The following is a 14,144-nucleotide window of genomic DNA, read 5'->3' as shown; positions in this document are numbered from 1 at the left end:
TCAATGCAGGTTCGGTTGGGCGCCTTGGCCCTTTTCGTCGATCATGGCGCCGCGCTGGAAGCGGTCGAGCCGAAACAGCGCCGCCTCCTTGTGCGTTTCGTCACGCGCCAGAAGATGGGCAAAGACGAAGCCGGAACCGGGCGTCGCCTTGAAGCCGCCATAACACCAGCCGGCGTTGAGGTAGAGCCCGTCGACCGGTGTCTTGTCGATGATCGGCGAGCCATCCATCGACATGTCCATGATGCCGCCCCACTGGCGCAGAAGCCGCACGCGGCCGATCATCGGGATCAGCGCCATGCCGCCTTCGCAGACATCTTCCATGACAGGCAAATTGCCGCGCTGGGCGTAGGAATTGTAGCCATCGATGTCGCCGCCGAAGACCAGCCCGCCCTTGTCCGACTGGCTGACATAGAAATGCCCGGCGCCGAAGGTCATGACGCCGGGGATGAGCGGCTTGATCGCCTCCGAGACGAAAGCTTGCAGCACATGGCTTTCGATCGGCAGGCGCATGCCCGCCATCGCTGCGACACGCGACGATGACCCGGCGACTGCCATGCCGACCTTGCCGGCGCCGATCTTGCCGCGCGACGTCTCGACGCCAGTCACCTTGCCGTTGCCGTCCCGGACAAAGCCGGTGACCTCGCAGTTCTGGATGATGTCGACGCCGAGTTCGCTCGCCGCATGGGCATAGCCCCAGACCACCGCGTCATGCCGCGCGGTGCCGCCGCGGCGCTGCAGGAGGCCGCCCTGCACGGGAAAGCGCGCATGGTCGAAATTCAGGAACGGCAGCATCTTCTTCAGCGCCGCCTGGTCGAGCAGTTCGGCATCGATGCCATTGATGCGCATGGTGTTGCCGCGCCGCGCATAAGCGTCGCGCTGCGCATCGGAATGATAGAGGTTGAGGACGCCGCGCTGGCTGACCATGGCGTTATAGTTGAGGTCCTGCTCCATCCGCTCCCAAAGCTTCATCGAAAGCTCGTAGAAGCCGGTATTGCCGGGCAGGCCGTAATTGGAACGGATGATGGTGGTGTTGCGGCCGGCATTGCCGGAGCCGATCCAGCCCTTTTCCAGCACGGCGACGTTTCTGATGCCGAACTCGCTGGCGAGGAACCAGGCGGTGGCGAGCCCATGGCCGCCGCCGCCGATGATCACAACATCGTAGTGGTCCTTGGGCGCCGCATCGCGCCAGGTGCGCTGCCAGTTCTTGTGGCCGGAAAGGGCAGCACGGGCGAGCGAGAAGATCGAATATTTCATCAGGTCATTCCGAGGTCGCTCGCACCGCTAGGACGATTATATGTCCAGCGTGTGGTCGCGCTCCCATTGCGTGAAGTGCGAAGCATAGGAATTCCATTCCTGTTGCTTCAGCTTTAGATAAGCCGACGAGAATTCCTCACCCAGCGCCGCCTTGAGCGATTTGTCCTTGTCGTATTCGCGAAGCGCGTCGAGCAGGTTGAGCGGCAGCTTCGGCGCGCCCTTCACAGTGTGACCGTTCTGGTACATGTCGATGTCGTAGCGCTTGCCGGGATCGGCCTTGGAGCGGATGCCGTCGAGACCGGCGGCAATGATGACGGCCTGCAGCAGATAAGGGTTTGCGGCGCCGTCCGGCAACCGCAGCTCGAAGCGGCCGGGGCCGGGCACGCGCACCATGTGAGTGCGGTTGTTTCCGGTCCAGGTCACCGTGTTCGGCGCCCAGGTGGCGCCCGAAATGGTGCGCGGCGCGTTGATGCGTTTGTAGGAGTTCACCGTCGGGTTGGTGATGGCGGCCAGCGCCGAGGCATGTTTCATGATGCCGCCGAGGAAATTCTTGCCCTTGGCCGACAGGCCGAGTTCCATCGCGTTATCGGCAAAGACGTTGACCTTGCCGGCCTTGTCCCAGACCGAAATATGGGCGTGGCAGCCATTGCCGGTCAGGCCCTGGAAAGGCTTTGGCATGAAGGTCGCGCGCAGGCCGTGTTTCTCGGCCACCGACTTGACCATGAACTTGAAGAAGGAGTGCTTGTCGGCGGTGGCGAGCACATCGTCGAAAGCCCAGTTCATCTCGAACTGGCCGTTGGCGTCCTCATGGTCGTTCTGGTAGGGGCTCCAGCCCAGCGCCAACATGTGGTCGCAAATCTCGGCGATGACATCGTAGCGGCGCATCACCGCTTGCTGGTCGTAGCAGGGTTTTGAAGCCGTGTCGTATTTGTCGGAGATGACGCTGCCGTCCGGCGAGATCAGGAAGAACTCTGCCTCGACGCCAGTCTTGACATGCATGCCGTCAGTGGCGGCTTCCGCGATCAGCCGGCGCAGCGTGTTGCGCGGCGCCTGCTCGACTTCCTTGTCGTCCATGATGCAGTTGGCGGCGACCCAGGCGACATCGGGCTTCCACGGCAGCTGGATCACCGAATCCGGATCCGGCACCGCCAGCATATCAGGATGCGCCGGCGTGAGGTCGAGCCAGGTGGCGAAACCGGCGAAGCCGGCGCCGTCCTTCTGCATGTCGGCGATCGCCTGCGCCGGCACCAGCTTGGCGCGCTGGCCGCCGAACAGGTCGGTGTAGGAAATCATGAAATATTTGACGCCGTTCTCTTTGGCGAATGCGGCGAGATCGTTCCCCATTATAGTTCCTCGCTTATTTTGATGTGTTTTTTAGAAGCCGTTTTTCCCCGGTATCCAGTTGGTGCCGGCCAGCGGCACGCCAGCCATGGCGGCGGCTTCGATGGTGAGGGCTACGAGATCCTCGGGCTCGAGATTGTGCAGGCTGTTCTTGCCGCAGGCACGCGCAATGGTCTGCGCCTCCAGCGTTATCACCTTGAGGTAGTTCGCCAGCCGCCGTCCGGCGGCGATCGGATCGACCCGCTTCATCAGTTCGGGGTCCTGCGTGGTGATGCCCGCGGGGTCGCGACCCTCGTGCCAGTCGTCATAGGCGCCGGCGGTGGTGCCGAGCGCATTGTATTCGGCCTCCCAGCGCGGGTCGTTGTCGCCGAGCGCGACGAGCGCTGCCGTGCCGATCGACACCGCGTCGACGCCGAGCGCCAGCGCCTTGGCGACGTCGGCGCCATTGCGGATGCCGCCCGACACGATCAGCTGCACCTTGCGGTGCATGCCGAGATCCTGCAGCGCCTGCACCGCCGGCCTGATGCAGGCAAGCGTCGGCTGGCCGACATTTTCGATGAATACTTCCTGGGTGGCCGCCGTGCCGCCCTGCATGCCGTCGACGACGACGACATCGGCGCCGGCCTTCACCGCAAGTGCTGTGTCGTAATAGGGGCGGGCGCCGCCGACCTTGACGTAGATCGGCTTTTCCCAGTCGGTGATCTCGCGCAGCTCGAGGATCTTGATCTCGAGATCGTCCGGCCCGGTCCAGTCGGGATGGCGTGAGGCCGAGCGCTGGTCGATGCCCTTCGGCAGCGTGCGCATTTCGGCGACGCGGTCGGAAATCTTTTGTCCCAACAGCATGCCGCCGCCGCCGGGCTTGGCGCCCTGGCCGACAACGACTTCGATGGCGTCGGCACGGCGCAAATCCCTGGGGTTCATGCCGTAGCGTGACGGCAGGTACTGGTAGACCAGTTGCTTGGAATGGCCGCGCTCTTCCTCGGTCATGCCGCCGTCGCCCGTGGTGGTCGACGTGCCTGAGAGCGTAGCGCCACGGCCGAGCGCTTCCTTGGCCGGGCCGGACAGCGACCCGAAGCTCATGCCGGCAACGGTGATCGGGATTTTCAGCTCGATCGGCTTCTTGGCATAGCGCGAGCCCAGCACGACCGACGTGTCGCACCGCTCGCGATAGCCTTCCAGCGGATAGCGCGAGATCGAGGCGCCGAGGAACAAAAGGTCGTCGAAATGCGGCAGCTTGCGCTTGGCCCCGGCGCCCCTGATGTCATAGATGCCGGTCGCCGCGGCGCGGCGGATTTCGGAAAGCGTGTAGTCGTCGAAGGTCGCGGATTTGCGCGGCGTCGTCGGCGGGTTCTTGTAGGTCATGCTGCCTCAATACGCGTCGGCGTTGTCGATATTGAAATTGTAGAGCGTGCGCGCCGAGCCGTAGCGCTTGAATTCCGACGGCTTGACGCCGGTGACGCCGGCGCGGTCGAGCAGTCCCTGCAGCAGTTCGATATGCTCGGGCCGCATCTCCTTGGCGATGCAGTCGGCGCCCAGGCTTTCGACCTTGCCGCGCACGAACAGCCGCGCTTCGTAGATGGAATCGCCAAGTGCGTCGCCGGCATCGCCCAGCACCACCAGATTGCCGGACTGCGCCATGAAGGCCGACATGTGGCCGATATTGCCGTGCACGACGATGTCGATGCCCTTCATCGAGATGCCGCAGCGCGACGAGGCGTTGCCCTCGATGACGAGCAGCCCGCCCTTGCCGGTGGCGCCGGCATACTGGCTGGCGTCGCCCTTGATGACGATCGAGCCCGACATCATGTTTTCGCCGACGCCAGGTCCGGCCGAGCCGTGCACGGTGATGGCAGCGCCGTCATTCATCCCGGCGCAGTAGTAGCCGACGCTGCCGCGCACATCGATGCTGACAGGCTGGTCGACGCCGACCGCAACCGAATGGCTGCCCTTCGGGTGCAGCACTTCCCACGCCGTTTCGTTGGAGCCGGGCGTCAGATTGTGAAGCGCCTGGTTGAGCTCGCGCAGCGACGACACATCAAGATCGAAGACCCGGGACGCCTGGTCTTGCGCCGCCTTCGAAAGTTTGGTTGCCGGCATGGGCTCAATGCTCCCAGAAATAGACGGTTGCGGGTTCCGGCTCCCAGACCCTCGCATTGTCTATGCCGGGCAGCTTGGTCAGCGCCCGATATTCCGAGCCAAAGGCGACATACTGGTCGGTCTCGGCCATGACGGCGGGCTTGCAGGCGATCGGATCGCGCACCACGCCGAAACCGTTCTTGGTGCCGACGACGAAGGTGAAGAAGCCGTCGAGGTCGGACAGCGTGCCTTCCAGCGCCTCGCCGAGGTTCTTGCCATGCGCCATCTGCGAGGAGAGATAGGCGGCGGCGACCTCGGTGTCGTTCTCGGTCTCGAATTTCATGCCCTCCCGCACCAGCTCACGCCGCACATTGTTGTGGTTGGACAGCGAGCCATTGTGCACCAGGCACTGGTCGGCGCCGGTCGAGAACGGATGCGCGCCCATAGTGGTGACGGCCGATTCCGTCGCCATGCGGGTATGGCCGATGCCATGCGTGCCGGTCATCGAGCGGACGTCGAAGCGGTCGACGACCGCTTCCGGCAGACCGACTTCCTTGTAGATTTCCACCGCTTCGCCGGCGCCCATGATGCGCACGTCGGGGCGGATTGACTGCAGCGCTTCGCGCGCGGCATCGACCTTGTCGGGCGCGGTTCTCAACACTGCATGGGTGGACTTCACCGCTATGCTCACCGGCGCGCCGATGGCCTTCGCGAGTTCGGCGTCGAGGCCGCGGAAATCGCGCTCGGGCTTCGCGGACTGGATGGTGATCTTGGCTTCATTCCTGGAAGGCGCGCCATAGATGGCAATGCCGGCGCTGTCGGGGCCGCGATCGCTGAGCGATATCAGCATCTGCGACAGCATCGAGCCGAGCTGCGGCTCAAGCGACTTGTCTTTCAGAAAAAGTCCGACGATTCCACACATGTCAGCCTCCCGACGTTACCACTAGACGATGATGTATCGAATGCGTCGTGCGAATTCAATCGTATGAAAAAAATATTCCTGTAGTTACGTATCCGGCTCGATGCGGCCTTGTGAACTATCGCCGCCGTCGCGGGCGCTGTGAATCCATGTGGCGGTGCGGATGCGGGCTATTCTGTAGGCATCGAGGATCGACAGCGCATAGATCAGGAAGCCGCCGGCGTGGCGGCCGACGAAGCTGGCATCGGCCGGCGCGATCTTGGCCGTCACCCAGGCGAGGATCACCATGAAGAACAGGAACTGCAGGCCGCGCACGGGCACGCCCAGAATGACGTGGCCGCTGGCCGGTAAGACGATGGCAGCGCCGAGCACCAGATACGGGTTTGTCGGTGCGGGTGCGCTCATGCGACCTGCCTTTCCTGTCGGTTGATGGCATCGCGCAGCACTGAGGCCGAGGTCAGCAGTCTCTCGACCAGCGTTGGATCCAGCCTTGCGCCGCCGAATGCGGCCTGCCGGAACACGCCGTAGCGCGCCCGCTCGGCCTCGGCCAGCAGCCAGACGATGCGCACGCCGTTCGGGGTGATCAAGAGTTCCTTGGCGCGGCCTTCGGCAAAGATGTCGAGATGGCTGGCGATCAGGTTCTGCGGAAAGCGCGCCGCCCTGAGGTCGGTTCGCAGCACGGCTTCAGCCGGAAATCCCGGAGCCTTCGGCAGCGTATGCTGAAGATGATCGAAATTGGAGAAGGTCGTCGGCGAGCCCGGCCGCATCATCATGTCGAAGGTCGCCGGCACCGCAACCGGCTCTGTGATCGTGACACTCAACCATCGCGCCGGCAGCTTTCGCGTTGCCAGCGTGTCGACGATGGTGCGCAGCTGCACGCGCTGTCCGTTCCATGTGCCGGCCCAGGTGACAACGCCGGCTGTGCCATCGGAGACATCAACGGCATCTGTGATGACGGTCCGGATGCTGGCTGCCTCGGCTGCAAGATCAGCCTTGGCCTTTTTGCGGCTGGCGCGCGTATGCCAGGCGAGGTGCAGGACGAGAGCCACGGCGACCGCCCCGGCCAGCAATGCTGTCGTCACGTCAGACACCTCGTCACGCCATGCCCGCCCAGACCGGCAGGCCCTCTCCTGTCAATAGCCCTGCGGCTTCGGCCACGGCATGGTGAACTGGTCGCCGCGGCGCACATAGCGGTAACGGTAGAAGTGGAACCACAGCGAGATCAGGAAGTAGAAGGCGACCATGGCGATCAGCTGCGTGCCGTAGCCGAGGAAGATCGCAAAGAAGGTCACCACGCAGAGGCAAAACAGCACGATCGCCGGGATCGGGTGGAACGGGTGCGTATAGCCGCGGCGGATCGTGCCCAGCGGCCACTTTTTGCGGAACATCATGATGTTTATGCTCATGAAGGTGTATTGCAGCACGCCCGACAGGATTGAGAAGGTGATCGCCTGGTTGAGGTCGGCGATGAAGGCGAAGGCGAGCGCGATCGGCAACAGGAACAGGATCGAGCGATAGGGCGTGCGGTATTTCGGGTGCACGGCCGAGAACCATGTCGGCAGATAGCGGTCGCGTCCAAGCGAGAACCACGCGCGGGCCGCATCGTTGATACAGCCATTGGCCGACGCCAGTGCCGCGAGCAGCGTGGCGACGAACAACAGGTTTTCCAGCAGCGGGCTGCCGGTCAGCTTGCCGGCGTCCCACAAGGGATAATAGGTGATACCGAGGTACTCCCAGGGCATCAGCGAGGCGCAGACATACCAGGTCATGGCGGCGGCGATCAAAAGCGTGATCATGCCGGCCATGGTGCCGTAAGGCAGCGAACGCGCCGGCGAGCGCACTTCCTCGGCGGCCTGCGTGGTGCCTTCGATGCCGAGATAGTACCAGATGCCGAACTGGAAGGCCGCGATGACGCCGATCCAGCCATAGGGCAGCGCATTGCCGGGGGTGACCAGTTCGTTGAGCTTCAGCACAGCACCCTGCGTCCAGGGGCTGACCGAGAAGAACAGGATAACGATCGAGACATAGGCTATCGCCGTGATGACGAAGTTGACGTTGAGCGTCATCAGCACGCCGCGATAGTTCAGCCATGCCAGCACGACGATGGTGGCGGCAATGAAGGAGTTGTGGGTGAGCCCTTCGACGCCGGCCTTGGCGACGATGGTGTCGCCGAGCAGGATGGCGTCCGAAACCTCCAGCATGGTGTAGGCAAAGACCAGGAACAGCGCGACGTTGAAGGCCATCAGCGGCCCGACAATGTGCTTGGCCTGCGCGTATTGGCCGCCGGCGGCGGCAACCGTCGATGTCACCTCGGAGTCGATCATGGCGACCGAAGTGTACAAGAGCCCGACCACCCAGCAGACGATCAGCGCCGCCAGTGCGCCGCCCTTGTCGGCCGAGAAATTCCAGCCGGTGAATTCGCCGACCAGCACGATGCCGACGCCAAGCGCCCAGACATGGGCCGGGCCGAGCACGCGTAGCAGTGAAACCCTGTCGCCGTGTATTGCCGGTTCAAGCGTGATCGTCATTGTTCAATCCCCACTCAGATCCGGTGTTTTTCGGAAGCGGCTTCAAGCTCGCCTTCGCGCGAGGAAGTCAGCACCTCCTCGGAATAGGTCGTGTCGATCTTGAACCAGTCGTAGAGCATCCACAGCGCAAGCACGACCGAGATGCCCCACGATGCGTAAGAGAGTGCGACCCACATGAGCGTGCTTCCCCAAAATCTCTGGCGTTACTTGTCGTCGAACTTTTCGTTGATGACGTCGCGATATTCGCGGTCGGAGGCGCGGAACAGGAAGACGAAATAGCCGATCAGCACCGCCGCCATGATGATCAGCGTCGGCCAGTCGATGATGTAGTGGAAGCGGTTCTGGATGATGTCGTGCGCGGTCTCCGGCGTATAGCCGAGCTTTTCCCAGATCGAGGCCATGGTCGGGTTCTGTCCCAACGCTTCCCAGGTTTTGGCATCGAGCGCGTCGATGGATTTCGCCGCACCCGCCAGGCCGAGTTTCAATGGCAGCCACAGCGCCACGAAAATGGCGACCACGACGACCACGATATCGAAAATCTGCCCGGCCTTGCCTTGTTCCGGCGGCGTGTAGCGCGACATGACTTCTACCCCTCAGGACGTTCTGTTTTCAGGACTTGCGGCTGCGGGCCGCGTCGGCGTTCTTGATGTCGAGACCGTAGATGAAGTCCTTGTCTTCCTTGTAGTGATTGACCATCGCCAGGATGGCGGCCGTGTTGAAGATCAGCACGGCGGCCGCCGCGATCGCGACGACGATCTTGATCCCGGTGTCCGGGATGTAGGGCCATGTCATGACGAGCACGAAGAGGATCGTCGCCCAAAGGCAGATGATCAGGAGCGCGGATCCGCGCAGGTCGGAACGGTACAGCGCTTCGATGCGCTGCTGCAGGTCTGACATCGGTTTTCCCCTTTTTCCAGCGCCCGACCCCGAATTGGCCGCCTGCTGCCCTCTTTCAACAGAGTGAAATTTTTTTCATAAATTCGGGCCGAATCCAGCAATTGTCAAGCCGATTTTACGTTGGGTTAACCGTTTGTCCCCAGCCGCGAATTTTGCCTGACAATGAAATTATTTGCTTGCGGGTATTGCGGCATCAGGACGTTTGCGATCAATATTCGACCAAATGCTCCCGCCTCCGCGCAGGGAGCCGGGAACACAATAGAATTTTCGAACGGAGGATTTGCGGATGACGGCATCCTGGAGATTTTCGACCCTGGCGGATCGCCATCGCGCGTTAGGCTCGAAGCTCGAAGACTGGAGCGGCATGGGCACCGCCTGGACCTACGACAAGGACGCCGACGAGGAATACACCGCCATCCGCACCAGGGCCGGGCTGATGGATGTGTCGGGCCTGAAGAAGGTTCACATCACCGGGCCGCACGCCTCACACCTCATAGACCTGGCAACGACGCGCGACGTGGAGAAGATCTATCCCGGCAAGTCGGCCTATGCCTGCATGCTGAACGAGGCCGGAAAATTCACCGACGACTGCATCCTCTACCGCACCGGGCCGAACGCCTGGATGGTGGTGCACGGCTCCGGCACCGGCCATGAGGAATTGCAGCGCGCTTCCGTCGGCCGCGACGTATCGCTGCGCTTCGACGACAATCTGCACGACCTGTCGCTGCAGGGACCGACCGCGGTCGACTATCTCTCAAAGCATGTGCCGGGCATTCGCGACCTCAACTATTTCCATCATATGCAGACGCAGCTGTTCGGCTTTCCCGTCATGATCTCGCGCACCGGCTATACCGGCGAGCGCGGCTACGAGATATTCTGCCGCGGCCAGGACGCCGGCACGATCTGGGACAGGATCCTCGACGAGGGCAAGAGCGCCGGCATCATTCCGTGCCGCTTCACCACGCTCGATATGCTGCGCGTCGAAAGTTATTTGCTGTTTTATCCCTATGACAACTCGCAGAAATATCCGTTCGAGAACGAAGGCCCCGGCGACACGCTGTGGGAGCTCGGCCTCGACTTCACCGTCAGCCCCGGCAAGACCGGCTTTCGCGGCGCCGAAGAGCATTACCGCCTCAAGGGCAAGGAGCGCTTCAAGATCTACGGCGTGCTGCTCGACGGCAAGCAACCCGCGGATGAGGGCGCGCCGGTCTATCGCGACGGCAAAAAGGTGGGCGTGGTCACCTGCGCCATGTATTCGCCGCTGGTCGAGAAATCGATGGGCATCGCCCGCCTCGACGTCGACTGCGCGGTCAAGGACACCAAGCTCGAGATCCGCAACAAGAGCGGTTCGATCAGGGCGACGGCGCAGCCTCTGCCCTTCGACGATCCCAAAAAGACCAAGCGCACGGCGAAAGGCTGAGGCACAATCGACAGCGAGGGGTTTCGAGGTACGAAGTAGAGAATGGCAGCCAAAACGATCATCAGCCGGCCCATTTACGGAACCCTGTCCCCGCAGCCCGGCAAGCATCATCTTTTCGTGGCGGATGCGGAAGGCGCGCTGGCGATCGTCGATATGGCAAGGACGGCGCCCCCCGGCTTCTTCGACGGCGCCGAAATCGTCTTCATTCCCGGGGCCGACGGCAAGCACGTTGCCGCTCTTGAGGCACTGAAGTCCGCGCAATTTCATGTCGCGCCAACCTTCGCCAGCCTGCTGCCCCGGCTGAAGCAGACGCTTGCCAACGCGCATATGGGCCTGCGCCTCTATCTCGCCGGCACCGAAGGGCTGATCGGCCAGGCCATGCAGGTGGCGCTCGAAGCCGGCATCGATCATACCTCCATGCAGACCGAGCATCGCGGCTCATTGGCGCGGCGCATGCAGTGCGTGCATTGCAAAGGCATCACCGAAAATGTGACGACGCAGCCGGCCACCTGCGCGCATTGCGGCCTGCTGCTTCTGGTGCGCGATCATTATTCGCGACGGCTGGCAGCATTCCAGGGCGTCTGCATAAATGCCGAGGATCGCTCGGAGATCCCTCCCATAGAGGAGGTCTTCCCATGAGCACCGGCACCACCAAGCTCGATGTCGTCGTCAGCGACGTCGTCCCGGTCAACGAACTGGTGACGCGCTTCCATTTCCGCCGCCGTGACGGTGAGCTTTTGCCGACCTTTTCCGGCGGCGCCCATGTCGTGGTCGAGATGCGCGATGGCGACCGCACAAGGCTCAATCCCTATTCGCTGATGGGATCGCCGCTCGACACCCGCGAATACACCATCTCGGTGCGCCGCGACGATGTCGGCCGCGGCGGCTCGTTGTTCATGCACCGGAGCGTCAAGCCTGGCCTGGAGATGGTGGTCAGCTACCCCGTCAATCTGTTCTCGCTCGACCTCAGGGCAAAGAAGCATCTGATGCTTGCCGGCGGCATCGGGATCACGCCGTTCATGGCGCAGACCGCGCAGCTCGCCGGGTCCGGCGGCAATTTCGAGCTGCACTACACCTGCCGCACCGCCTCGCTCGGCACCTATGCCGATGTGCTGCAGGAGCGCTATGGCCGTCGCGTCCGGCTCTATCACGACGACCGCGACGAGCGCATCGAACTCGACCGTCTCTTGTCCTCGCAGCCGCTCGGCACCCATCTCTATGTCTGCGGCCCGGCCGGCATGATCAACTGGGTGCGCGAGCGCGCTGCGGCTCTCGGCTGGCCGGCGGAGACCGTGCACTACGAGCATTTCGCGGCACCCCAGCCCGGCCTGCCGTTCGACGTCACACTTGCCGTTAGCGGCAAGACCATCCGCGTCGGCGAGCAGCAGAGCCTGCTCGAAGCGATCGAGGCCGCCGGCGTCGATCCGCCCTATCTCTGCCGCGGCGGTGTCTGCGGCCAGTGCGAGACCAACGTCGTCTCGTATGACGGCAAGTTCATCCACAACGACCACTGGCTCAGCGAGGAAGACCATCGTTCCGGCTGCAAGATCATGCCGTGCGTGTCGCGCTTCGAAGGCAAGTCGCTGGTCCTGGAAAGATAGGAGGCCAGCTTGGGCATCACCTTTCGCAAGGAAACGTTTCGCGACGATTTCACCTTCAGGAACAGCCCGGAACACATCAGGCGGTTTCCGTTCCCGTTCCACGAAGACGCCTACATGTATGCGGTCAACATCGAGCCGCATGTGGTTGGCCCCAAGGGCAGCGTTCTGGAAAACCTGATCGACGTCGACGAGCACTATGTCGCCGAGATGCAGGACCGTGCACTGGTGCTGGCCGACGATCCGCTGCGCTGCCAGTCGCTGCCGCATATGACGCTGGCCGGCTGGGACCTGCTCGAACTTTTGATGGAGCAACAGGCACTTGGCTATCCCGAGCATTTCACCCTGACCCGCGACGGCGACCGCTGGCGCTGGATCAACCGGCCGCTCGGCATCGACGACACCTTCACCTTCGGCGACACCTCGACACTGCCTTACGGGCCGATGGAGTACATCACCCGCCAGAGCCAGGGTGATTTCTGCATTCTCGATCAGCGCGACGGCAATCTTTGGATGGACGCCGGCATGGTCACCACTCAGGCCGACTGGTCGCTCGATTTCGACATCGGCATGAATTTCTTCGAATGGCACGCGCCGGTGCCGCTGGCGCATGAGAAGGGGATTTTCGTCAGGGCGCTGAAGTTCCTCACCAACATCCAGCAGGGCAAGCCGGCGCGGCGTCTCAACTGGACGATGACCATCAACCCGCGCCTCGACACCAGTCCGGAGAATTACCACAAATGGGGCCCGGACCGCGCGACGGTGACGCCCGAAAATGTCGGCGACAAGGTGCATCTGCGCGTCGAACTGCAAAGCTTCTGGCGCCTGCCGCGCTCGAACGGCATCGTCTTCCCGATCCGCTGCTATCTGATCAAGATGGACGAACTGGTGACACAGCCGAAATGGGCAAGGCGACTGCACCGGGTGATCCGGGATTTGCCGGAAGAGCTGGCCACCTACAAGGGCCTGACGCGGTATCGGCCGACATTGGTGGAATGGCTGTCGAAGCTGGATGATGGCAGTGCGACGTCACCGGGGTTCGGGCCGGACTAAAGGCCCCCTCATCCGGCCGCTGCGCGGCCACCTTCTCCCCGAGCGGAGAAGAGATCGCCAGCGCTGACGCCAGACTCCTCTCCCCTCGGGGCAATCCGGGTGAGCGGGCTGCGGCGGTCCGACTACCCCGCGCTCTGCGGATAGCAAATAATCGACAGATACCGCATCGGAAGTTTCGTCAGTTGCTCCGGCCCGTGCGGCGCGTCGGCGTCGAAGAACAGGCTGTCGCCCGGCTTCATCGGATAGAGGTTGCTGCCGTGCCGGTACACCACCTCGCCCTCCAGCATATAGAGGAATTCCATGCCCTCATGCTGGAAGGTCGGGAACACATCCGAATCCTCGGTCAGCGTAATCAGATAGGGCTCGACGACGACGCCGCTGGTGTTGGAGCCGATATGGCCGAGCAGATTGTATTGATGGCCGGCGCGGGTGCCGCGGCGTTCGACATCTAGCCCTTCGCCGGCCTTGACGAAGACGGCGCTGCGCTCTTCCTCGAATCGGCGGAAGAAGGCGGTGACGGGAACGCCGAGCGCCCTCGACAGCGCCTGCAGTGTGGTCAGCGACGGCGAGGTGATGCCGTTCTCGATCTTCGACAGCATGCCCAGCGAAATATCGGTGGCGACGGCGAGATCGGCGACGGTGATGCCGAGCTTCTTGCGGAAGGCGCGCACCTCGCGCCCGATCGCCACCTCCAGCACTTTTTCGCGCGTGTCGCGAATGGCGTGCGGATTCTGCGTCAGCGGCGCGCGGATGGTTTTTCCGTCCACGGAGGCCTTTGCCGGTGGCTTTGCCCTTGTCGAAGCAGTCTTGGAATCGGAACTTGTCTTCGCCATCTCGCCTCCGAATCCCCATGATTATTTCACTCCAGGTGAACATATTCGGTGCCGATACAGAAACGCAACCGCGCAGCAAGCCCCTTAAGTCGAATGGTGTCCGAACAGGATTTACGCCGTCATCCGTTTTTCCGGAAATCCGCTGGGGCGAAACGCGGTTTCTCCACAAGGCCTGTTGACAGCATCCAAGAGGCAATTACTGTCCTGTGAGTGAAATTTGTTTCG

The 14,144-nt window shown here is 62.7% G+C and carries 16 protein-coding genes; 4 read left to right on the top strand and 12 right to left on the bottom strand.

The features are described from left to right. From X727_RS142095 to X727_RS142145, 11 genes are all read right to left on the bottom strand, one after another. A complete protein-coding gene (locus X727_RS142095; protein WP_023668554.1) occupies positions 1 to 1,254 on the bottom strand; it encodes a sarcosine oxidase subunit beta family protein in 1,254 nt (417 codons plus the stop codon). A gap of 36 nt (positions 1,255 to 1,290) precedes the next feature. Next, the gene (glnT, locus tag X727_RS142100; protein WP_023684436.1) at positions 1,291 to 2,598 is read right to left on the bottom strand and encodes a type III glutamate--ammonia ligase; all 1,308 of its coding nucleotides are present in this window, start codon (positions 2,596 to 2,598) and stop codon (positions 1,291 to 1,293) included. Between the two features lie 30 nt (positions 2,599 to 2,628). Beyond that, the gene (locus tag X727_RS142105) at positions 2,629 to 3,957 is read right to left on the bottom strand and encodes an FMN-binding glutamate synthase family protein (protein WP_023687061.1); all 1,329 of its coding nucleotides are present in this window, start codon (positions 3,955 to 3,957) and stop codon (positions 2,629 to 2,631) included. 6 nt (positions 3,958 to 3,963) lie between these two features. Beyond that, positions 3,964 to 4,692: a GXGXG domain-containing protein gene (locus tag X727_RS142110; RefSeq protein ID WP_023668551.1), complete on the bottom strand. Its 729-nt coding sequence runs from the start codon at positions 4,690 to 4,692 to the stop codon at positions 3,964 to 3,966. A gap of 4 nt (positions 4,693 to 4,696) precedes the next feature. Then, positions 4,697 to 5,593: a glutamine amidotransferase family protein gene (locus tag X727_RS142115; RefSeq protein WP_023668550.1), complete on the bottom strand. Its 897-nt coding sequence runs from the start codon at positions 5,591 to 5,593 to the stop codon at positions 4,697 to 4,699. Positions 5,594 to 5,677: 84 nt separating this feature from the next. Further along, positions 5,678 to 5,995, bottom strand: a complete 318-nt coding sequence (locus tag X727_RS142120; protein WP_023668549.1) for a hypothetical protein — start codon at positions 5,993 to 5,995, stop codon at positions 5,678 to 5,680. Then, positions 5,992 to 6,681: a hypothetical protein gene (locus tag X727_RS142125; RefSeq protein ID WP_023704841.1), complete on the bottom strand. Its 690-nt coding sequence runs from the start codon at positions 6,679 to 6,681 to the stop codon at positions 5,992 to 5,994. Before X727_RS142125 ends, X727_RS142120 begins: the two co-directional genes overlap by 4 nt. Before the next feature lie 42 nt (positions 6,682 to 6,723). Beyond that, complete coding sequence (locus X727_RS142130) at positions 6,724 to 8,118, bottom strand: APC family permease (RefSeq protein WP_023668547.1); 1,395 nt, start codon at positions 8,116 to 8,118, stop codon at positions 6,724 to 6,726. 14 nt (positions 8,119 to 8,132) lie between these two features. Further along, on the bottom strand, positions 8,133 to 8,294 hold the full coding sequence (locus tag X727_RS1000000166925; RefSeq protein ID WP_023668546.1) for a hypothetical protein: 162 nt from the start codon (positions 8,292 to 8,294) through the stop codon (positions 8,133 to 8,135). 27 nt (positions 8,295 to 8,321) lie between these two features. Continuing rightward, complete coding sequence (locus X727_RS142140; protein ID WP_023668545.1) at positions 8,322 to 8,699, bottom strand: hypothetical protein; 378 nt, start codon at positions 8,697 to 8,699, stop codon at positions 8,322 to 8,324. 28 nt (positions 8,700 to 8,727) lie between these two features. Then, positions 8,728 to 9,015, bottom strand: coding sequence for a hypothetical protein (locus X727_RS142145; protein WP_023684429.1), 288 nt, complete (start codon positions 9,013 to 9,015; stop codon positions 8,728 to 8,730). Positions 9,016 to 9,301: 286 nt separating this feature from the next. Here X727_RS142145 and X727_RS142150 point away from each other — a divergent pair, with 286 nt between their 5' ends. Genes X727_RS142150 through X727_RS142165 form a run of 4 tightly spaced genes read left to right on the top strand, consistent with a single transcriptional unit; the run spans position 9,302 to position 13,086 of the window. Beyond that, the gene (locus tag X727_RS142150) at positions 9,302 to 10,435 is read left to right on the top strand and encodes an aminomethyltransferase family protein (RefSeq protein WP_023668543.1); all 1,134 of its coding nucleotides are present in this window, start codon (positions 9,302 to 9,304) and stop codon (positions 10,433 to 10,435) included. Between the two features lie 42 nt (positions 10,436 to 10,477). After that, a complete protein-coding gene (locus tag X727_RS142155; protein ID WP_023668542.1) occupies positions 10,478 to 11,074 on the top strand; it encodes a dimethylamine monooxygenase subunit DmmA family protein in 597 nt (198 codons plus the stop codon). Further along, positions 11,071 to 12,036, top strand: a complete 966-nt coding sequence (locus tag X727_RS142160) for a PDR/VanB family oxidoreductase (protein WP_023687064.1) — start codon at positions 11,071 to 11,073, stop codon at positions 12,034 to 12,036. The genes X727_RS142155 and X727_RS142160 overlap by 4 nt, the downstream gene beginning before the upstream one ends. Before the next feature lie 9 nt (positions 12,037 to 12,045). Continuing rightward, complete coding sequence (locus tag X727_RS142165; RefSeq protein WP_023687065.1) at positions 12,046 to 13,086, top strand: DUF3445 domain-containing protein; 1,041 nt, start codon at positions 12,046 to 12,048, stop codon at positions 13,084 to 13,086. A gap of 122 nt (positions 13,087 to 13,208) precedes the next feature. Here the strand turns inward: X727_RS142165 and X727_RS142170 are convergent, their stop codons facing one another. Then, positions 13,209 to 13,919: an XRE family transcriptional regulator gene (locus X727_RS142170; protein WP_023687066.1), complete on the bottom strand. Its 711-nt coding sequence runs from the start codon at positions 13,917 to 13,919 to the stop codon at positions 13,209 to 13,211. Positions 13,920 to 14,144: the final 225 nt, after the last annotated feature.

This window comes from Mesorhizobium sp. L103C105A0, assembly GCF_000502215.1.
GTDB lineage: Bacteria > Pseudomonadota > Alphaproteobacteria > Rhizobiales > Rhizobiaceae > Mesorhizobium.
Note: the sequence above shows the minus strand (reverse complement) of the source record. Positions and strands in the feature narration are given on the sequence as shown.